16 protein-coding genes and 4 tRNA genes are annotated in these 20,597 nt (G+C 54.9%); all 20 read right to left on the bottom strand.

The window, feature by feature from the left end:
• Positions 1–7: 7 nt before the first annotated feature.
• A complete protein-coding gene (tuf, locus tag GTU76_RS26610) occupies positions 8–1,201 on the bottom strand; it encodes an elongation factor Tu (RefSeq protein ID WP_064361246.1) in 1,194 nt (397 codons plus the stop codon).
• Between the two features lie 31 nt (positions 1,202–1,232).
• Positions 1,233–3,338, bottom strand: a complete 2,106-nt coding sequence (gene fusA / locus GTU76_RS26605) for an elongation factor G (protein WP_016984188.1) — start codon at positions 3,336–3,338, stop codon at positions 1,233–1,235.
• Positions 3,339–3,368: 30 nt separating this feature from the next.
• Positions 3,369–3,842 carry a 30S ribosomal protein S7 gene (gene rpsG, locus GTU76_RS26600; RefSeq protein ID WP_007916467.1) on the bottom strand — a complete coding sequence of 158 codons (474 nt, stop codon included), beginning with the start codon at positions 3,840–3,842 and terminating at the stop codon, positions 3,369–3,371.
• A gap of 107 nt (positions 3,843–3,949) precedes the next feature.
• Complete coding sequence (gene rpsL, locus GTU76_RS26595) at positions 3,950–4,321, bottom strand: 30S ribosomal protein S12 (protein ID WP_003186084.1); 372 nt, start codon at positions 4,319–4,321, stop codon at positions 3,950–3,952.
• A 216-nt stretch (positions 4,322–4,537) separates the two neighbouring features.
• Positions 4,538–8,737, bottom strand: coding sequence for a DNA-directed RNA polymerase subunit beta' (gene rpoC, locus GTU76_RS26590; RefSeq protein WP_016984189.1), 4,200 nt, complete (start codon positions 8,735–8,737; stop codon positions 4,538–4,540).
• Positions 8,738–8,801: 64 nt separating this feature from the next.
• A complete protein-coding gene (gene rpoB, locus GTU76_RS26585) occupies positions 8,802–12,875 on the bottom strand; it encodes a DNA-directed RNA polymerase subunit beta (RefSeq protein WP_016984190.1) in 4,074 nt (1,357 codons plus the stop codon).
• Positions 12,876–13,096: 221 nt separating this feature from the next.
• Positions 13,097–13,462, bottom strand: coding sequence for a 50S ribosomal protein L7/L12 (gene rplL / locus GTU76_RS26580; protein WP_003228750.1), 366 nt, complete (start codon positions 13,460–13,462; stop codon positions 13,097–13,099).
• 74 nt (positions 13,463–13,536) lie between these two features.
• Complete coding sequence (gene rplJ / locus GTU76_RS26575; RefSeq protein ID WP_008081912.1) at positions 13,537–14,037, bottom strand: 50S ribosomal protein L10; 501 nt, start codon at positions 14,035–14,037, stop codon at positions 13,537–13,539.
• Between the two features lie 198 nt (positions 14,038–14,235).
• The gene (rplA, locus tag GTU76_RS26570; RefSeq protein WP_016984191.1) at positions 14,236–14,931 is read right to left on the bottom strand and encodes a 50S ribosomal protein L1; all 696 of its coding nucleotides are present in this window, start codon (positions 14,929–14,931) and stop codon (positions 14,236–14,238) included.
• Positions 14,931–15,362, bottom strand: coding sequence for a 50S ribosomal protein L11 (rplK, locus tag GTU76_RS26565; protein ID WP_003228756.1), 432 nt, complete (start codon positions 15,360–15,362; stop codon positions 14,931–14,933). The genes rplA and rplK overlap by 1 nt, the downstream gene beginning before the upstream one ends.
• A gap of 117 nt (positions 15,363–15,479) precedes the next feature.
• Entirely contained in the window at positions 15,480–16,013 is a 534-nt protein-coding gene (gene nusG / locus GTU76_RS26560) for a transcription termination/antitermination protein NusG (protein WP_007916492.1), read from the bottom strand.
• Positions 16,014–16,022: 9 nt separating this feature from the next.
• The gene (gene secE, locus GTU76_RS26555) at positions 16,023–16,391 is read right to left on the bottom strand and encodes a preprotein translocase subunit SecE (protein ID WP_009045851.1); all 369 of its coding nucleotides are present in this window, start codon (positions 16,389–16,391) and stop codon (positions 16,023–16,025) included.
• 45 nt (positions 16,392–16,436) lie between these two features.
• Positions 16,437–16,512: transfer RNA gene (locus tag GTU76_RS26550), tRNA-Trp, on the bottom strand.
• Positions 16,513–16,565: 53 nt separating this feature from the next.
• Positions 16,566–17,759, bottom strand: coding sequence for an elongation factor Tu (gene tuf / locus GTU76_RS26545; protein WP_064361246.1), 1,194 nt, complete (start codon positions 17,757–17,759; stop codon positions 16,566–16,568).
• Between the two features lie 85 nt (positions 17,760–17,844).
• Positions 17,845–17,920 (bottom strand) — tRNA-Thr (locus tag GTU76_RS26540).
• A 26-nt stretch (positions 17,921–17,946) separates the two neighbouring features.
• Positions 17,947–18,020, bottom strand: a tRNA-Gly gene (locus GTU76_RS26535).
• Between the two features lie 25 nt (positions 18,021–18,045).
• Positions 18,046–18,130: transfer RNA gene (locus GTU76_RS26530), tRNA-Tyr, on the bottom strand.
• 143 nt (positions 18,131–18,273) lie between these two features.
• Positions 18,274–18,705, bottom strand: a complete 432-nt coding sequence (locus GTU76_RS26525) for a hypothetical protein (protein ID WP_016983619.1) — start codon at positions 18,703–18,705, stop codon at positions 18,274–18,276.
• 7 nt (positions 18,706–18,712) lie between these two features.
• Entirely contained in the window at positions 18,713–19,465 is a 753-nt protein-coding gene (locus tag GTU76_RS26520) for a pantothenate kinase (RefSeq protein WP_180699976.1), read from the bottom strand.
• Positions 19,455–20,408 (bottom strand): bifunctional biotin--[acetyl-CoA-carboxylase] ligase/biotin operon repressor BirA, encoded by a 954-nt coding sequence (birA, locus tag GTU76_RS26515; protein WP_175553087.1) that lies wholly within the window; start codon positions 20,406–20,408, stop codon positions 19,455–19,457. The genes GTU76_RS26520 and birA overlap by 11 nt, the downstream gene beginning before the upstream one ends.
• Positions 20,409–20,597: the final 189 nt, after the last annotated feature.

Here is a 20,597-nt window from a genome sequence, read left to right as displayed (position 1 = left end):
AAAGAGATTACTCGATGATTTTGGCTACGACGCCAGCGCCGACGGTACGACCGCCTTCACGAATAGCGAAACGCAGACCGTCTTCCATCGCGATGGTTTTGATCAGGGTAACAGTCATCTGAATGTTGTCACCTGGCATTACCATTTCAACGCCTTCTGGCAGCTCGCAGTTACCAGTCACGTCAGTAGTACGGAAGTAGAACTGTGGACGGTAGCCCTTGAAGAACGGAGTGTGACGACCGCCTTCTTCCTTGCTCAGAACGTAAACTTCGGCGGTGAACTTGGTGTGCGGCTTAACCGAACCCGGCTTAACCAGAACCTGACCACGCTCAACGTCGTCACGCTTGGTACCACGCAGCAGAACGCCGCAGTTCTCGCCAGCACGACCTTCGTCGAGCAGCTTGCGGAACATTTCAACACCGGTGCAAGTAGTAACGGTGGTGTCACGCAGACCAACGATTTCCAGCGGATCCTGAACGCGAACGATACCGCGCTCGATACGACCAGTCACAACAGTACCGCGACCCGAGATCGAGAATACGTCTTCGATTGGCATCAGGAACGGCTTGTCGATCATACGAACTGGTTCTGGGATGTAGGCATCCAGAGTCTCTACCAGCTTCTTGACAGCGGTAGTGCCCATTTCGTTGTCGTCTTTGCCTTCCAGCGCCATACGAGCCGAACCGATGATGATTGGAGTGTCATCGCCCGGGAAGTCGTAGGTGGACAGCAGGTCGCGAACTTCCATCTCAACCAGTTCCAGCAGCTCTGCGTCGTCTACCAGGTCAGCCTTGTTCAGGAAAACCACGATGTACGGAACGCCTACCTGACGGGACAGCAGGATGTGCTCACGGGTTTGCGGCATCGGACCATCAGCGGCCGAGCAAACCAGAATAGCGCCGTCCATTTGAGCAGCACCGGTGATCATGTTCTTCACATAGTCAGCGTGACCTGGGCAGTCAACGTGAGCGTAGTGACGGATCTTCGAGTTGTACTCAACGTGTGCGGTGTTAATGGTGATACCGCGAGCTTTTTCTTCTGGCGCGCTGTCGATCTTGTCGAAATCAACGATTGCGGAACCGAAAACTTCGGAGCAAACGCGAGTCAGAGCAGCAGTCAGAGTGGTTTTACCGTGGTCAACGTGACCGATGGTGCCAACGTTGACGTGCGGTAGGGAACGATCAAATTTTTCTTTAGCCACGACAATTAACTCCTAGCCTAAAGGGGCTGAATCAGCCTTGTTTTTTGGTTACGGATTCGACGATGTGCGACGGAGCCGTATCGTATTTTTTGAATTCCATAGAGTAGCTTGCGCGACCCTGGGACATGGAGCGAACGTCGGTCGCATAACCGAACATCTCACCCAGTGGAACTTCGGCACGGATAACCTTGCCGGACACTGTGTCTTCCATACCCTGGATCATGCCGCGACGACGGTTAAGGTCGCCCATCACATCACCCATATAGTCTTCAGGCGTAACAACCTCTACAGCCATGATCGGCTCAAGCAACTCACCACCGCCCTTCTGGGCCAGTTGCTTGGTCGCCATGGAGGCAGCCACTTTAAACGCCATCTCGTTGGAGTCGACGTCGTGGTAAGAACCATCGAACACGGTAGCCTTCAGGCCGATCAGCGGATAGCCGGCAACAACGCCGTTCTTCATCTGCTCTTCGATACCCTTCTGGATAGCCGGGATGTATTCCTTAGGAACCACACCACCTACAACTTCGTTCACGAATTGCAGACCTTCCTGACCTTCGTCAGCAGGAGCAAAACGGATCCAGCAGTGGCCGAACTGACCACGACCGCCGGATTGACGAACGAACTTGCCTTCGATTTCACAGTTCTTCGTGATGCGCTCACGATACGAAACCTGAGGCTTGCCGATGTTGGCTTCGACGTTGAACTCACGGCGCATCCGGTCAACCAGGATGTCCAGGTGCAGTTCGCCCATGCCGGAGATGATCGTTTGACCAGTCTCTTCATCAGTTTTAACGCGGAAAGACGGGTCTTCCTGAGCAAGTTTGCCCAGTGCGATACCCATTTTTTCCTGGTCATCCTTGGTCTTAGGCTCTACGGCAACCGAAATAACCGGCTCCGGGAAGTCCATGCGAACCAGGATGATTGGCTTGTCAGCGTTGCAGAGGGTTTCACCAGTGGTGACGTCCTTCATGCCGATCAGGGCCGCGATGTCGCCAGCGCGCACTTCCTTGATCTCTTCACGGGCGTTTGCGTGCATTTGCACCATACGACCCACGCGCTCTTTCTTGCCTTTAACCGAGTTGATCACGCCGTCGCCGGAGTTCAACACGCCCGAGTAAACGCGGACGAAGGTCAAAGTACCCACGAATGGGTCGGTAGCGATCTTGAACGCCAGAGCCGAGAACGGCTCCGCATCGTCTGCATGACGCTCCAGCTCGATTTCCTCGTTATCCGGGTCAGTACCCTTGATAGCAGGAATGTCGGTCGGTGCAGGCAGGAAGTCGATAACGGCGTCGAGAACCAGGGGAACGCCCTTGTTCTTGAACGAAGAACCGCAAACGGCCAGAACGATTTCGCCGGCGATAGTACGCTGACGCAAAGCAGCTTTGATCTCTTCGATCGACAGCTCTTCGCCTTCCAGGTACTTGTTCATCAGCTCTTCGTTGGCTTCAGCAGCAGCTTCGACCATGTTGTTGCGCCACTCTTCAGCCAGCTCTTGGAGCTCAGCAGGAATGTCCTTGCGAACAGGAACCATACCTTTGTCAGAGTCGTTCCAGTAGACAGCTTGCATGTTGATCAGATCGATCTGACCCTGGAAGTTGTCTTCGGAACCGATCGCCAACTGGATCGGCACCGGAGTGTGACCCAGACGCTGCTTGATCTGACCGATCACGCGCAGGAAGTTAGCGCCAGCACGGTCCATCTTGTTTACGTAAACAAGACGAGGAACGCCGTATTTGTTGGCTTGACGCCATACGGTTTCCGACTGAGGCTCAACACCCGAAGTACCGCAGAACACAACGACAGCGCCGTCGAGTACGCGCAGGGAACGCTCAACTTCAATAGTGAAGTCAACGTGGCCCGGGGTATCGATTACGTTGAAGCGGTGCTCATCCTTGTACTGCTTCTCGGAACCTTTCCAGAAGGCGGTGATGGCAGCAGAAGTAATGGTAATACCACGCTCCTGCTCCTGCACCATCCAGTCTGTGGTCGCGGCGCCATCATGCACCTCGCCCATTTTGTGACTTTTGCCGGTGTAAAAAAGGACGCGCTCGGTGGTGGTGGTTTTACCAGCATCCACGTGAGCGACGATACCGATGTTACGGTAGCGGCTAATCGGAGTAGTACGAGCCATAAAGCCCTCGCAAAATTAGTGAAGCTAAAATTAGAAGCGGTAGTGCGAGAAAGCTTTGTTGGCTTCAGCCATACGGTGCACGTCTTCACGCTTCTTAACAGCAGCACCTTTACCTTCAGCAGCATCCAGCAGTTCGCCAGCCAAACGCAGAGCCATAGACTTCTCGCCACGCTTACGGGCGAAGTCTACCAACCAGCGCATTGCCAGAGCGTTACGACGGGAAGGACGAACCTCGACCGGAACCTGGTAAGTAGCACCACCAACGCGGCGCGACTTCACTTCGACCAGCGGAGCGATGGCGTCGAGTGCTTTTTCGAAGAGTTCCAGGGGATCGGTGCCAGCCTTACGGGTCGCAACGGTTTCCAGGGCACCATAAACGATACGCTCGGCAACGGCTTTCTTGCCGCTTTCCATAACGTGGTTCATGAATTTGGCGAGGATCTGGCTTCCGTATTTCGGATCGTCCAGAATCTCACGCTTTGCTGCTACGCGACGTCTTGGCATGATAAGCCCTCAAGCGGTCTTCAGGTTAGCTCGGGACAGATCCAATGGATGCGTGCCCGACCTTACTCTTATCGACTCAATAAAATGAAAATCTGCAAAACGGCCGATTACTTCGGACGCTTGGTACCGTACTTCGAACGACCCTGGTTACGACCTTTAACGCCGGAAGTATCCAAGGAGCCGCGAACGGTGTGGTAACGAACACCTGGCAAGTCTTTTACACGACCGCCGCGGATCAGTACCACGCTGTGCTCTTGCAGGTTGTGACCTTCACCACCGATGTACGAGGAAACCTCGAAACCGTTGGTCAGGCGCACACGGCATACTTTACGCAGTGCCGAGTTAGGTTTTTTCGGCGTAGTGGTGTACACACGGGTGCACACGCCACGACGTTGCGGGCAGTTCTGCAGCGCAGGTACGTCGGATTTCTCGACGATACGCTTACGCGGCTGACGTACCAGCTGGTTGATAGTTGCCATCTACTAGCTCCACTGTTGTCTTGCGACGCTATTGTCTTGCAAGAAAAGCAAAATGGCAGGAACGAATTCCCGCCAAATTTAGGGGATCAAGAGTCTAAAGAGGATCTTGTCCCCAGTCAAGGCAAGGCCCCGACCTCCCCGCCCGTCGAACCTTGACAATATGTCTCGATTCGACGAACGGAGCGATCAGGGCCTTACGCTCATTTATCGCAGAACTCAGTTACCGCTCGAGTTCAGCGCTTCGGTCAGTGCAGCTTCCACTTCACTGGCGCTTACGCGCAACGGCTTGTCTGCTTCACGACGACGCTTGCGCTCGCTGTGATATGCCAGGCCGGTACCTGCCGGGATCAGACGACCCACGACCACGTTTTCTTTCAGGCCGCGCAGGTAATCGCGCTTGCCGGTGACTGCCGCTTCGGTCAGTACGCGGGTGGTTTCCTGGAAGGAAGCCGCCGAGATGAACGATTCGGTGGACAACGACGCCTTGGTGATACCCAACAGAACGCGAGTGTACTTGGAGACGAACTTGTCTTCGCCGCCCAGACGCTCGTTCTCTACCAGTACGTGAGTCAGTTCCATCTGGTCGCCCTTGATGAAACTCGAATCGCCGGATTCAGCGATTTCAACTTTACGCAGCATCTGACGCAGGATGGTCTCGATGTGCTTATCGTTGATCTTCACGCCTTGCAGACGGTAAACGTCCTGGATCTCGTTGACGATGTACTTGGCCAGCGCGCTTACACCCAGCAGACGCAGGATGTCGTGCGGATCGCTTGGGCCGTCGGAGATAACTTCGCCGCGGTTTACCTGTTCGCCTTCGAACACGTTCAGGTGACGCCACTTCGGAATCAGCTCCTCGTACGGATCGGAACCGTCGTTCGGGGTAATGACCAGACGGCGCTTGCCTTTGGTCTCTTTACCGAACGCGATGGTGCCGCTGACTTCAGCCAGAATCGACGCTTCTTTCGGACGACGGGCTTCGAACAAGTCGGCAACACGCGGCAGACCACCGGTGATGTCGCGAGTCTTCGAAGTTTCTTGCGGGATACGCGCGATAACATCACCGATCGCGATCTTCGCACCGTCCGCAACACCGACCAGGGCGTTGGCTGGCAGGAAGTACTGAGCGATAACGTCAGTGCCTGGCAGCAACAGATCCTTGCCGTTGTCGTCAACCATCTTCACTGCTGGACGGATTTCTTTGCCCGCAGCTGGACGATCTTTCGCGTCGAGTACTTCAATGTTGGTCATACCGGTCAATTCGTCAGTCTGACGCTTGATCGTGATGCCTTCTTCCATGCCCACGTAGGTCACGGTACCTTTCATTTCGGTAACGATCGGGTGAGTGTGCGGATCCCACTTGGCCACGATTGCGCCAGCGTCGACCTTGTCACCTTCTTTAACCGAAATCACAGCACCGTACGGCAGCTTGTAACGCTCGCGCTCACGACCGAAGTCATCAGCGATGGCCAGCTCACCGGAACGGGACACAGCAACCAGGTGACCATCCACTCGCTCAACGTGTTTCAGGTTGTGCAGACGGACGGTACCGCCATTCTTCACCTGAACGCTGTCGGCTGCGGAAGTACGGCTTGCCGCACCACCGATGTGGAACGTACGCATCGTCAGCTGGGTACCCGGCTCACCGATGGACTGGGCAGCGATAACGCCGACCGCTTCACCGATGTTCACCTGGTGACCACGAGCCAGATCACGGCCGTAGCACTTGGCGCAAATGCCATAGCGGGTTTCGCAGCTGATCGGCGAACGCACGATCACTTCGTCGATGCTGTTCAGCTCGATGAACTCAACCCACTTCTCGTCAACCAGAGTACCGGCCGGAACGATAACGTCCTCGGTGCCTGGCTTGAATACGTCACGGGCAATAACACGACCCAATACGCGCTCACCCAACGGCTCTACAACGTCACCGCCTTCAATGTGCGGAGTCATCAGCAGACCGTGTTCGGTGCCGCAATCGATCTCGGTTACAACCAGATCCTGCGCCACGTCTACCAGACGACGAGTCAGGTAACCGGAGTTCGCAGTTTTCAACGCGGTATCCGCCAGACCTTTACGAGCACCGTGAGTCGAGATGAAGTACTGAAGTACGCTCAAACCTTCACGGAAGTTCGCAGTAATCGGCGTTTCGATGATGGAACCGTCCGGCTTGGCCATCAGACCACGCATACCGGCCAGCTGACGAATCTGTGCTGCGGAACCCCGCGCACCCGAGTCGGCCATCATGTACATCGAGTTGAAAGACTCTTGATCGACCTCAACGCCGTGACGGTCGATAACCTTCTCTTTCGAGAGGTTGGCCATCATTGCCTTGGAAACTTCGTCGTTCGCTTTCGACCAAAGGTCGATCACTTTGTTGTACTTCTCGCCCTGGGTTACCAGGCCGGAGGCGTACTGGCTCTCGATCTCTTTCACTTCGTCGGTGGCTGCACCGATGATGCGGGCTTTCTCGTCCGGGATAACGAAGTCGTTAACACCGATGGAAACGCCGGAGATGGTCGAGTAAGCGAAACCGGTGTACATCAACTGGTCAGCGAAGATCACGGTCTCTTTCAAACCAACCACGCGGTAGCACTGGTTGATCAGTTTGGAGATCGCCTTTTTCTTCATCGGCAGGTTGACGACGTCGTACGACAGACCTTTTGGCACAACCTGGAACAGCAGCGCACGGCCGACAGTGGTGTCGACGATACGGGTGCCGCTTACGCTGTTGCCGTCACGGTCGTTGACGGTTTCGTTGATACGAACTTTAACCTTGGCGTGCAGTGCGGCTTCGCCGGCACGGAACACACGGTCAACTTCCTGCAGATCCGCAAATACACGACCTTCGCCTTTGGCGTTGATCGCTTCACGAGTCATGTAGTACAGACCCAATACAACGTCCTGCGACGGAACGATGATTGGCTCACCGTTGGCCGGCGACAGAATGTTGTTGGTCGACATCATCAACGCACGCGCTTCCAGCTGGGCTTCCAGTGTCAGCGGTACGTGCACGGCCATTTGGTCGCCGTCGAAGTCGGCGTTGTACGCGGCGCAGACCAGAGGGTGCAGCTGGATAGCCTTACCTTCGATCAGTACCGGTTCAAACGCCTGGATACCCAGACGGTGAAGGGTCGGTGCACGGTTGAGAAGAACCGGGTGTTCGCGAATCACTTCAGCGAGAACGTCCCAAACCTCTGGCAGTTCGCGCTCGACCATTTTCTTGGCCGCTTTGATGGTGGTCGCGAGACCACGCATTTCGAGCTTGCCGAAAATGAACGGTTTGAACAGCTCGAGAGCCATCTTCTTCGGCAGACCGCACTGGTGCAGACGCAGGGTCGGGCCTACGGTAATTACCGAACGACCGGAGTAGTCAACACGCTTACCGAGCAAGTTCTGACGGAAACGACCTTGCTTACCCTTGATCATGTCAGCCAGGGATTTCAGAGGACGCTTGTTCGAACCGGTGATAGCGCGGCCACGACGACCGTTGTCGAGCAGAGCATCGACAGCTTCCTGCAACATACGCTTTTCGTTGCGCACGATGATGTCCGGAGCGGACAGATCCAGCAGGCGCTTCAAACGGTTGTTACGGTTGATCACTCGACGATACAGATCGTTGAGGTCGGAAGTCGCGAAACGACCGCCGTCCAGCGGGACCAGTGGACGCAGATCTGGCGGCAGAACCGGCAGAACGGTCAGCACCATCCACTCTGGCAGGTTGCCGGAACCCTGGAAGGCTTCCATCAACTTCAGACGCTTGGACAGCTTCTTGATCTTGGTTTCGGAGTTGGTTTGCGGAATTTCTTCGCGCAGACGGCCAATCTCGTGTTCCAGGTCGATAGCGTGCAGCAGTTCACGGACAGCTTCAGCACCCATACGGGCATCGAAGTCATCACCGAACTCTTCCAGCGCTTCGAAGTACTGCTCGTCGTTCAGCAGCTGACCTTTTTCAAGGGTGGTCATGCCTGGATCGATAACGACATAGCTCTCGAAGTAGAGAACGCGTTCGATATCACGCAGGGTCATGTCCATCAGCAAGCCGATACGGGACGGCAGCGATTTCAGGAACCAGATGTGGGCAACCGGCGAAGCCAGTTCGATGTGCGCCATGCGCTCACGACGAACCTTGGCCAGTGCAACTTCAACGCCGCACTTCTCGCAGATCACACCACGGTGCTTCAAGCGCTTGTACTTACCGCACAGGCACTCGTAATCCTTTACCGGGCCAAAGATCTTGGCGCAGAACAGACCGTCACGCTCAGGTTTGAACGTACGGTAGTTGATGGTTTCCGGCTTTTTAACTTCACCGAACGACCATGAGCGGATCATCTCAGGCGAGGCCAATCCGATACGGATGGCGTCGAACTCTTCGACTTGACCCTGGTTTTTCAGCAAATTCAGTAGGTCTTTCAAGGCCTTTCCTCCTGGCGGAGCAGAGAGCGGGCAATCCTGCCCCGCTCTCGATTCGCGTCACGTGTTATTCGGTTTCCAGATCGATATCGATGCCGAGGGAACGAATTTCCTTGATCAACACGTTGAAGGACTCGGGCATGCCCGGCTCCATACGGTGATCGCCATCCACGATGTTTTTGTACATCTTGGTACGGCCGTTCACATCGTCCGACTTCACTGTGAGCATTTCTTGCAGAGTGTAAGCAGCACCGTATGCTTCCAGTGCCCAGACCTCCATCTCCCCGAAACGCTGACCACCGAACTGCGCCTTACCACCCAGCGGCTGCTGGGTAACCAGGCTGTACGAACCGGTAGAACGCGCGTGCATCTTGTCGTCTACCAAGTGGTTCAGCTTCAGCATGTACATGTAGCCAACGGTAACTGGACGCTCGAACTTGTTGCCGGTACGGCCGTCAGTCAGCTGCATCTGGCCGCTTTCCGGCAGGTCTGCCAGTTTCAGCATGGCCTTGATTTCGCTTTCCTTGGCGCCGTCGAACACTGGAGTGGCCATTGGAACGCCGCCACGCAGGTTCTTCGCCAGATCCAGGATTTCCTGATCGGAGAAGCTGTCCAGATCTTCGTTACGACCGCCGATCTGGTTGTAGATCTCGTCCAGGAAGGTACGCAGCTCAGCGACTTTACGCTGCTCTTCGACCATCCGGTTGATCTTCTCGCCCAGACCTTTGGCCGCGAGGCCCAGGTGGGTTTCAAGGATCTGACCAACGTTCATACGCGAAGGTACGCCCAGCGGGTTGAGGACGACGTCGACCGGGGTGCCATTGGCATCGTGCGGCATGTCTTCAACCGGCATGATCACAGAGACCACACCTTTGTTACCGTGACGACCGGCCATCTTGTCGCCCGGCTGGATGCGGCGACGGATTGCCAGGTAAACCTTGACGATTTTCAGCACGCCTGGAGCCAGGTCATCGCCCTGCTGCAGTTTGCGCTTCTTGTCTTCGAACTTGTCGTCCAGCAGACGGCGGCGATCAACGATGTAGGCCTGAGCCTTCTCGAGCTGCTCGTTAAGAGCATCTTCAGCCATGCGCAGTTTGAACCACTGACCATGCTCAAGACCGTCGAGTACTTCGTCGGTGATGTCCTGACCTTTCTTCAGACCTGCGCCGCCTTCAGCCTTATGGCCTACCAGAGCGGAACGCAGACGTTCGAAAGTCGCGCCTTCAACGATACGGAACTCTTCGTTCAGATCCTTGCGAATCTCGTCGAGCTGAGTCTTCTCGATCGACAGTGCACGAGCATCACGCTCAACGCCGTCACGGGTGAAGACCTGTACGTCGATGACAGTACCCTTGGTACCGGTAGGTACGCGCAGGGAAGTGTCTTTAACGTCGCTGGCTTTCTCACCGAAGATTGCACGCAGCAGTTTTTCTTCCGGAGTCAGTTGGGTCTCGCCTTTCGGAGTGACCTTACCCACCAGGATGTCGCCTGCGCCAACTTCAGCACCTACATAAACGATACCGGCTTCGTCCAGTTTGTTCAGTGCAGCTTCACCCACGTTCGGGATGTCTGCAGTGATCTCTTCAGGCCCAAGCTTGGTGTCACGGGCCACACAGGTCAGTTCCTGGATGTGGATCGTGGTGAAACGATCTTCCTGAACCACACGCTCGGACAGGCAGATGGAGTCTTCGAAGTTGAAGCCGTTCCATGCCATGAACGCGATGCGCATGTTCTGACCCAGCGCCAGTTCACCCATGTCGGTGGACGGGCCGTCGGCCATGATGTCGCTACGCTGAACGCGATCACCCTTGCTCACCAGCGGACGCTGGTTGATGCAGGTGTTCTGGTTCGAGCGGGTGTATTTGGTCAGGTTGTAGATGTCGACACCAGCTTCGCCGGTTTCAACTTCGTCATCAGCAACACGAACCACGATACGGCTGGCGTCGACGGAGTCGATCACGCCACCACGACGAGCCACGACGCAAACGCCGGAGTCACGGGCTACGTTACGCTCCATGCCGGTACCTACCAGCGGCTTGTCAGCGCGCAAGGTTGGTACAGCTTGACGCTGCATGTTCGAACCCATCAACGCACGGTTGGCGTCGTCGTGCTCGAGGAACGGAATCAGCGACGCAGCAACCGAAACTACCTGCTTCGGCGAAACGTCCATCAAGGTGACTTCTTCAGGCGCCTTGACGGTGAACTCGTTCAGGTGACGTACGGCTACCAGTTCGTCGATCAGGACCTTCTGGTCGTTCATGGTCGCCGAAGCCTGCGCGATCACGTGATCGGCTTCTTCAATAGCGGACAGGAACACGATCTCGTCAGTGACCACACCCTCTTTCACCACGCGGTACGGGCTTTCCAGGAAGCCGTACTGGTTGGTGCGAGCGTAAGCAGCCAGGGAGTTGATCAGACCGATGTTCGGACCTTCCGGCGTTTCAATCGGGCATACGCGACCGTAGTGAGTCGGGTGTACGTCACGAACTTCAAAGCCTGCGCGCTCACGAGTCAGACCGCCAGGGCCGAGTGCGGAGACACGACGCTTGTGGGTGATCTCGGACAGCGGGTTGTTCTGGTCCATGAACTGCGAGAGCTGGCTGGAACCGAAGAACTCTTTCACCGCCGCAGCCACTGGCTTGGCGTTGATCAGGTCTTGCGGCATCAGGCCTTCGCTTTCAGCCATCGACAGACGCTCTTTGACCGCACGCTCAACACGTACCAGGCCAACGCGGAACTGGTTCTCGGCCATTTCGCCTACGCAGCGAACACGACGGTTACCCAGGTGGTCGATGTCATCGACGATGCCTTTACCGTTACGGATGTCGACCAGAGTCTTCAATACCGCGACGATGTCTTCCTTGCACAGCACACCCGAACCTTCGATCTCGGTACGACCGATACGACGGTTGAACTTCATCCGGCCGACCGCAGACAGGTCATAGCGCTCAGGGCTGAAGAACAGGTTGTTGAACAGGGTTTCGGCAGCGTCTTTGGTTGGCGGCTCGCCTGGACGCATCATGCGATAGATCTCGACCAGCGCTTCCAATTGGTTGCTGGTGGAGTCGATCTTCAGCGTGTCGGAGACGAACGGACCGCAGTCGATATCGTTGGTGTACAGAGTTTCGATGCGAACAACACCAGCCTTGGCAATTTTTGCCAGGACTTCGGTGTTCAGCTCGGTGTTGCACTCTGCCAGGATTTCGCCGGTAGCCGGGTGCACGATGACCTTGGCGGTGGTACGACCCAGGACGTAGTCCAGAGGCACTTCCAGGGTCTTGATGCCGGCTTTTTCGATCTGGTTGATGTGGCGCGCAGTAATACGACGGCCCGCTTCAACAATGACCTTGCCCTTCTCGTCCTGAATGTCCAGAACCGCAATTTCACCACGCAGACGCGAAGCAATCAGTTCCAGACTGAGGGTCTCACCGCTCAGTTTGAAAACGTTGGTGGTGTAGAAAGCGTCCAGCACTTCTTCAGTTGTATAGCCGAGCGCGCGCAGCAGTACCGATGCCGGCAGCTTGCGACGACGGTCGATACGCACGAACACGCAGTCTTTCGGGTCGAACTCGAAGTCCAGCCACGAACCGCGGTAAGGAATGATGCGCGCGGAGTACAGCAGTTTGCCGGAGCTATGCGTCTTGCCGCGGTCGTGGTCAAAGAACACGCCCGGGGAACGGTGCAGCTGGGAAACGATTACACGCTCGGTACCGTTGATTACGAAGGTACCGTTCTCAGTCATCAGGGGGATTTCACCCATGTAGACTTCTTGCTCTTTGATGTCCTTGATCGCTTTGTTCGACGATTCTTTGTCGAAAATGATCAGGCGCACTTTTACCCGCAAAGGTACGGCGAAAGTTACACCGCGCAATACGCATTCTTTGACATCAAATGCCGGTTCGCCCAGGCGATAACCGACGTACTCCAGCGCAGCATTGCCGGAGTAGCTGATGATCGGGAAAACGGATTTGAAGGCCGCATGCAGGCCCACGTCGCGGAACTGATCTTTAGTCGCTCCCGCTTGCAAGAATTCACGATACGAATCCAGCTGGATGGCCAGGAGGTAAGGCACATCCATGACGTCCGGCAACTTGCTAAAGTCCTTGCGGATACGTTTTTTCTCAGTATATGAGTAAGCCATCAGCGTTCCCCAGCTTGGTCACCTGCTTGTTTGGCCCCTCCCGACGGGAGCAGCCAGAAAATCGTGCAAACCCCATGGTTTGCTCCACCGCATCGGGTGGTTACAGCGCCTTTATCAGCACCGACCCAGTCGGCTGCCAATAACGGAAAAAGGCCGGTGGCAAGAGCCACCAGCCATCAGCCTGTCGCTTGACGCTCGGGCTGGAGGAGCAAAGTCGATGCTTATTTCAGCTCGACTTTAGCGCCTGCTTCTTCCAGCTTCTTCTTGGCGTCTTCAGCAGCTTCTTTCGAAACGCCTTCAGCTACAACCTGAGGAGCGCCGTCTACTTTCTCTTTGGCTTCTTTCAGGCCCAGACCGGTCAGTTCACGAACTGCCTTGATCACGTTAACCTTCTTCTCGCCAGCTTCCAGCAGAACAACGTTGAACTCGGTTTGCTCTTCAACAACAGCGGCAGCAGCAGCTGGACCAGCCGAAGCAGCAGCAGCGGTAACACCGAAGGTTTCTTCCATCGCTTTGATCAGCTCAACGATTTCCACTACGGATTTCTGGCCGATTGCTTCGATGATTTGTTCGTTAGTCAGAGACATGACTCAATTCCTGAATTGGGGGACGGCCTACGCGACCATCGAAATAAACAAAAAACGCGAGAAGTTGACGAGCCTTAGGCTGCAGCAGCTTCTTTCTGGTCGCGAATTGCCGCCAGAGTACGAGCCAATTTGCTGGTAGCGCCTTGAATCACGCTCATCAGCTGAGAAATTGCTTCGTCACGGGTCGGCAGAGTTGCCAGTACGTCGATCTGATTAGCTGCGAGGAACTTGCCCTCGAACGCAGCTGCCTTGATCTCGAACTTGTCCTGACCCTTGGCAAACTCTTTGAAAATACGAGCAGCAGCGCCCGGATGTTCGTTCGAGAATGCAATCAGGGTCGGGCCGGTGAACACGTCGTTGAGGACACTGTATTGAGTGTCAGCAACAGCGCGCTTGAGCAGGGTGTTACGTACAACACGTACGTAAACGCCAGCTTCACGAGCCTCTTTACGGAGTCCGGTCATTGCGCCTACTGTTACGCCACGTGCATCAACCACGACAGCGGACAGAGCGACTTTGGCAGCCTCGTTGACTTCAGCGACGATGGCCTTCTTGTCTTCGAGATTAATTGCCACGGGTTTAACTCCTGCTTGTTACCGTTTCATTCGATCGGAATCGAATGTCGTTTTGGTGTCTGATTCGGTAAGGAACCGGGAGCACCATCTGCGTAGGCTTATGGTTTAAGACTTGCGTCGCCTACGGTCTTGGATAGCCCCCGCCAGGCAGGGACCCCAATCTTTCAATTGGCGCGAACCATCGCGCCAACCTTTGTCTTACGCGTCCAGCGAGCTCTGGTCGATGACCAGACCTGGGCCCATAGTGGTGCTCAGGGTAACGCGCTTGACGTAGATACCTTTCGAAGAAGCTGGCTTGATACGCTTCAGATCAGCGATCAGGGCTTCAACGTTTTCCTTCAGCTTGACGGCGTCGAAGCCCATCTTGCCAACGGAAGTGTGAATGATGCCGTTTTTGTCGGTGCGATAACGAACCTGACCAGCTTTAGCGTTCTTAACCGCGGTAGCTACGTCTGGAGTTACGGTACCAACCTTAGGGTTAGGCATCAGACCACGTGGACCAAGGATCTGACCCAACTGACCTACAACGCGCATGGCATCCGGGGATGCGATCACTACGTCATAGTTCAGGTCGCCGCCTTTCATTTCGGCAGCCAGGTCGTCCATACCTACACGGTCAGCGCCGGCAGCCAGAGCGGCCTCAGCAGCTGGACCCTGGGTGAACACAGCAACGCGAACAGTCTTGCCAGTGCCGTGCGGCAGCACAGTAGCGCTACGAACAACCTGGTCGGATTTACGCGGGTCTACACCCAGGTTTACAGCAATGTCGAACGACTCGCTGAACTTGACAGTCGACAGCTCAGCCAGCAGGGCAGCGGCGTCTACAATGTTGTAGGCCTTGCCTGCTTCGATTTTGCCGGCGATAGCCTTTTGACGCTTGGTCAGCTTAGCCATTACACACCCTCCACGTTAAGGCCCATGCTACGAGCAGAACCGGCGATAGTACGCACGGCTGCATCCATATCAGCTGCAGTCAGATCCGCGTTTTTGGTTTTCGCGATTTCTTCCAGCTGAGCACGGGTAACGGTGCCAACCTTAACGGTGTTCGGACGAGCGGAACCGCTGGTCAGACCGGCCGCCTTCTTCAGCAGAACCGAAGCAGGGGTGGATTTTGTTTCGAAAGTGAAGCTACGGTCGCTGTAGACAGTGATGATCACTGGAGTCGGCAGACCAGCTTCCAGACCCTGAGTACGGGCGTTGAAAGCTTTGCAGAATTCCATGATGTTCACGCCGTGCTGACCCAGAGCAGGACCAACAGGTGGGCTTGGGTTAGCCTGAGCGGCCTTCACTTGCAGCTTGATGTAAGCGGTAATTTTCTTGGCCATGAGGCACTCCAATTACGGGTTCGAACGCCTCGAAAGGCTCCCCGGTTACTTGCGCGTTTATCCCAGTGACGACAAAACCCCACAGCCTAGGGCTGCGGGGTTGGGATGCTTGTTCAGCTAGACCTTTTCGACCTGACTGAACTCCAACTCTACCGGAGTAGAGCGACCGAAAATAAGCACAGCCACTTGGATCCGGCTCTTTTCGTAATTAACTTCTTCAACAACGCCATTGAAATCAGCAAATGGACCGTCATTGACTCGCACAGTTTCGCCTGGCTCGAAGAGAGTCTTCGGCTTCGGCTTGTCGCTACCATCAGCAACACGACGCAGAATTGCTTCCGCCTCTTTATCGGTGATCGGCGCAGGCTTATCAGCGGTACCGCCGATGAAACCCATCACCCGAGGAGTATCCTTGACCAAGTGCCAAGTACCCTCGTTCATATCCATCTGAACCAGCACGTAGCCTGGAAAGAACTTGCGTTCGCTTTTGCGCTTCTGGCCATTACGCATTTCAACCACTTCTTCAGTGGGAACCAGAATCTCGCCGAAGCCATCTTCCATGCCAGCCAGCTTTACGCGCTCGACCAGCGAGCGCATCACATGCTTCTCGTAACCCGAGTAAGCATGCACAACATACCAACGCTTAGCCACGGGACACCCTTAGCCGACAATCAAGGAAACAAGCCAACCGAGCAGGGAATCAAGACCCCACAACAGCAACGCCATAACCAAAACAACAGCCACCACAATCAGGGTGGTCTGCGTGGTTTCTTGGCGAGTTGGCCACACGACTTTACGAATCTCGGTGCGAGCTTCCTTAACCAGTACAAAGAAAGACTTGCCCTTCGCAGTCTGCAGGCCTACAAAGGCAGCTACAGCAGCAATGGCAAGCAATGCGAGTACACGGTACAGGATCGGCGAAGCAGAGTAATACTGATTGCCAACAACGCCAACAACCACCAAAGCGACAACTACAAGCCACTTGAGCAGATCGAAGCGAGAGCCTTGAGCTTCAGCTTTAGGAGTCATCTATGAAGATCCTGTGAAAAGAAAGCCAGACACACCGAGTGAATCTGGCAGGTCAGGAGGGAATCGAACCCCCAACCTACGGTTTTGGAGACCGTCGCTCTGCCAATTGAGCTACTGACCTAAAACAAAATCAGGCCGACCATTATGCCGGCCCGAAAAATACATTACAACCACTTACTCGATGATTTTAGCTACGACGCCAGCGCCGACGGTACGACCGCCTTCACGGATAGCGAAACGCAGACCATCTTCCATCGCGATGGTTTTGATCAGGGTAACAGTCATCTGAATGTTGTCACCTGGCATTACCATTTCAACGCCTTCTGGCAGCTCGCAGTTACCAGTCACGTCAGTAGTACGGAAGTAGAACTGTGGACGGTAGCCCTTGAAGAACGGAGTGTGACGACCGCCTTCTTCCTTGCTCAGAACGTAAACTTCGGCGGTGAACTTGGTGTGCGGCTTAACCGAACCCGGCTTAACCAGAACCTGACCACGCTCAACGTCGTCACGCTTGGTACCACGCAGCAGAACGCCGCAGTTCTCGCCAGCACGACCTTCGTCGAGCAGCTTGCGGAACATTTCAACACCGGTGCAAGTAGTAACGGTGGTGTCACGCAGACCAACGATTTCCAGCGGATCCTGAACGCGAACGATACCGCGCTCGATACGACCAGTCACAACAGTACCGCGACCCGAGATCGAGAATACGTCTTCGATTGGCATCAGGAACGGCTTGTCGATCATACGAACTGGTTCTGGGATGTAGGCATCCAGAGTCTCTACCAGCTTCTTGACAGCGGTAGTGCCCATTTCGTTGTCGTCTTTGCCTTCCAGCGCCATACGAGCCGAACCGATGATGATTGGAGTGTCATCGCCCGGGAAGTCGTAGGTGGACAGCAGGTCGCGAACTTCCATCTCAACCAGTTCCAGCAGCTCTGCGTCGTCTACCAGGTCAGCCTTGTTCAGGAAAACCACGATGTACGGAACGCCTACCTGACGGGACAGCAGGATGTGCTCACGGGTTTGCGGCATCGGACCATCAGCGGCCGAGCAAACCAGAATAGCGCCGTCCATTTGAGCAGCACCGGTGATCATGTTCTTCACATAGTCAGCGTGACCTGGGCAGTCAACGTGAGCGTAGTGACGGATCTTCGAGTTGTACTCAACGTGTGCGGTGTTAATGGTGATACCGCGAGCTTTTTCTTCTGGCGCGCTGTCGATCTTGTCGAAATCAACGATTGCAGAACCGAAAACTTCGGAGCAAACGCGAGTCAGAGCAGCAGTCAGAGTGGTTTTACCGTGGTCAACGTGACCAATGGTCCCAACGTTGACGTGGGGCAGGGAACGATCAAATTTTTCCTTAGCCATCGATATCACCCTCAACAGAAGAAATTAGACAAACAATATCAGCCATTAAAACAAAGGCAGATATTTTCATATCTGCCTTGTTATATGGAGCTCTTGAGCGGATTTGAACCGCTGACCTCACCCTTACCAAGGGTGTGCTCTACCAACTGAGCTACAAGAGCAAAACACTTTGCACAACCTGCAAACTTGGAGCGGGTAGCGGGAATCGAACCCGCATCATCAGCTTGGAAGGCTGAGGTTCTACCACTAAACTATACCCGCGGAGCCTGCAGCTCACGCTTAAATCTGGTGGAGGGAGAAGGATTCGAACCTTCGAAGTCGTAGACGTCAGATTTACAGTCTGATCCCTTTGGCCGCTCGGGAACCCCTCCTAATCAGGCCGGCATTCTATACTATGCCAAACCCCTGTCAAGCATTTTCTCATTTAAAAACCTGAGGTTAGCTGCGTTGACATCGCCTCACTTTGAATCCCCGTTTAGGTCTTCGCTGTGGAGCGGGCGCCATTCTATGCAAACTATTCAGCAGGTGCAACCCCCTCACACAGCATTATTTTATGTTTTAACTCATTGAATTCGTTGGAAAGGTTTTGTAGCTGCGCGTCACCCAACAAACGCTGGCTCTGAGGCGCGACAGACAACCAATAACCGACCCCAACAGCATCCTTCAACGAAGATTGCACATCGACCCCCATATCAGTCAAACGCTGCCGAAGGGCCAAAAGCGACTCCTGCCGGGAAAAACCACCAAGAAACAGACACTCTTGCCGTCGCCCCCCTCGCCCTTCTCGAACATCACCTGTCGTTTCGCTAAGCAAGCGAATGTCTTGCTGGGAACCTCGATACAAACTGAGAGGCGTTACATCCTTTGCCCGCAAGGGCGCCTCCTGCTGATGCCAGACATAATAGAAAATATTCAGAACAAGAAGCAGGAGGAACAACCAACGCATACAAACCTCAGGAAAAAGGACATGCCATAGCCAACCCCACAAACACCAGGTCGGGAACGACTCGGGCTTCGGGCGCGACATCTGCGACCAATTCAGCATCACCACCAGTTATAAAGACTGCGAAGCCTCGCCCCCAGTAGGCGCGCGCCATTTCCAGCTGCGTCAGTACGAAACCTCGCAACATCAATAAACACCCGCGCTCTACCGCCTCTACGGTGGTCCGCCCGGGTGCGTTGCTGGAGAGCGCGCGCTCGGCAGCAAGATCCCCATAGCGAATCTTGCGAGTATGAGTACGTAACTGATTCCGCATCAAAGGCATCCCAGGACAAATAAAGCCCCCAAGATGCTCGCCATTAGCAGCAATAAAATCGGCAGTTACCGCCGTCCCGAAATCGAGCACCAAACAGGCGCCGCCGGATGCGAGATGAAACCCGCCAAGCATGGCCAACCATCGATCAAGCCCTAGACGTTCATAGTCTTGATAGCCATTTTTGACACCCGACATTTCACGAGCTGACTGCGCTCGCACCACCGAAACACCGAACTCCCGTTCGATCGCGTCGATTAATGCATCAGTTTCCTCCGCAGTCCTGACACTGACCACGCGACAATTGCGCAGCAATAGCCCATCAAGGGATCTCAAACTGTCAAGCAACGCCAGATCAGAGTCGACAACCCCCTCAGAAAAGAGAGCCCCGGGCGCAGCCTTTAGTACTCGCCACTTAATAAAGCTGTTCCCGCAGTCGAGCTCAAGAATCATCACGCAACCTCAGACTCAGCTCACCACCACTAAAAACTTTCTCCACGCCATCCACCCTCAGGCGCAGCGCACCCTGACTATCTATTCCGACCACAACACCATCTACCTGGCTTGAACCCGCAATCAATGAAACCGAGCGATCTTGCCACAAATGATTCGCCTCCCACTCCGCCTGAAGAACCGAAAAGCCCTCCATCTGGTGACGCTGAATGTAAGCGTTTAACTGCTTACTCAACTCAGCCACCAAGGCGTTGCGATCACTGCTTCGGCCAGATTCAAGCCGGATAGAAGTCCATTGCTGGTCGACCTCATCAGCCAACTGCATATTCACATTGATGCCGATCCCTAGCACCACATGGCAAACATCTGCTGGATCCCCAACGAGCTCAAGGAGAATGCCGGCGATTTTCTTGTTGCCTACCAAGACATCGTTGGGCCACTTCAATCCAGCACCTGGCACGCCAAAATTCCGCAGAGCCTGTAAGACAGCCAACCCCACAACCAGACTCAAACCCTCGAGCTGACGCATTCCACCATCGATACGCAGGACAAGACTGTAATAGAGATTTTCAGCAAACGGGCTCACCCATTTGCGACCTCTTCTTCCACGCCCAGAGACTTGTCGCTCCGCGAGCACCAAAAAGGGCGCCAGACTCCCTTGGCCGATCGCACGCAAAGCCTCAGCGTTTGTCGAGTCGACCGAATCCAGTACGGTCACCGGCCAAAGTGGCGCAATTGCCGATATCGCCAGAGAGTCGAGAAGCGTCAATGGTGCGGCCAATTGATATCCCCGACCCCGCACTTTATGGATAGACAAACCAAGCTCAGCTTCAAGATGCTGAAGTTGCTTCCATACCGCACTTCGACTTATTCCCAGGGCAGCCCCCAAATCCTGACCAGAATGGAATCGACCATCCTTCAGAAGGTTCAACAACGTCAACATGCAGGTCTCGCCTCACAATGAGGCCCGAATAATAGCCATGCCCCGGGCCGTTGCATAGAAATCAAGGAAATGCTTTTTTGCGGGCAAAACAAAACCCCAACTGCTTTCGCAATTGGGGTTTCGGAATTTAATCTTGACGATGACCTACTCTCACATGGGGAAACCCCACACTACCATCGGCGATGCATC

Origin of the sequence: Pseudomonas crudilactis (genome assembly GCF_013433315.1) — a bacterium.
GTDB classification, from domain to species: Bacteria; Pseudomonadota; Gammaproteobacteria; order Pseudomonadales; family Pseudomonadaceae; genus Aquipseudomonas; species Aquipseudomonas crudilactis.
This window is presented reverse-complemented; position numbering and strand designations above follow the sequence as displayed.

What these genes read in the sequence shown, in the direction of transcription:
- fusA (WP_016984188.1), bottom strand. Translation starts at nt 3,338, where the DNA reads ATGGCTCGTACTACTCCGATTAGCCGCTACCGTAACATCGGTATCGTC.
- rpsG (WP_007916467.1), bottom strand. Translation starts at nt 3,842, where the DNA reads ATGCCAAGACGTCGCGTAGCAGCAAAGCGTGAGATTCTGGACGATCCG.
- rpsL (WP_003186084.1), bottom strand. Translation starts at nt 4,321, where the DNA reads ATGGCAACTATCAACCAGCTGGTACGTCAGCCGCGTAAGCGTATCGTC.
- rpoB (WP_016984190.1), bottom strand. Translation starts at nt 12,875, where the DNA reads ATGGCTTACTCATATACTGAGAAAAAACGTATCCGCAAGGACTTTAGC.
- rplL (WP_003228750.1), bottom strand. Translation starts at nt 13,462, where the DNA reads ATGTCTCTGACTAACGAACAAATCATCGAAGCAATCGGCCAGAAATCC.
- rplA (WP_016984191.1), bottom strand. Translation starts at nt 14,931, where the DNA reads ATGGCTAAGCTGACCAAGCGTCAAAAGGCTATCGCCGGCAAAATCGAA.
- rplK (WP_003228756.1), bottom strand. Translation starts at nt 15,362, where the DNA reads ATGGCCAAGAAAATTACCGCTTACATCAAGCTGCAAGTGAAGGCCGCT.
- secE (WP_009045851.1), bottom strand. Translation starts at nt 16,391, where the DNA reads ATGACTCCTAAAGCTGAAGCTCAAGGCTCTCGCTTCGATCTGCTCAAG.
- tuf (WP_064361246.1), bottom strand. Translation starts at nt 17,759, where the DNA reads ATGGCTAAGGAAAAATTTGATCGTTCCCTGCCCCACGTCAACGTTGGG.
- GTU76_RS26525 (WP_016983619.1), bottom strand. Translation starts at nt 18,705, where the DNA reads ATGCGTTGGTTGTTCCTCCTGCTTCTTGTTCTGAATATTTTCTATTAT.
- GTU76_RS26520 (WP_180699976.1), bottom strand. Translation starts at nt 19,465, where the DNA reads ATGATTCTTGAGCTCGACTGCGGGAACAGCTTTATTAAGTGGCGAGTA.
- birA (WP_175553087.1), bottom strand. Translation starts at nt 20,408, where the DNA reads ATGTTGACGTTGTTGAACCTTCTGAAGGATGGTCGATTCCATTCTGGT.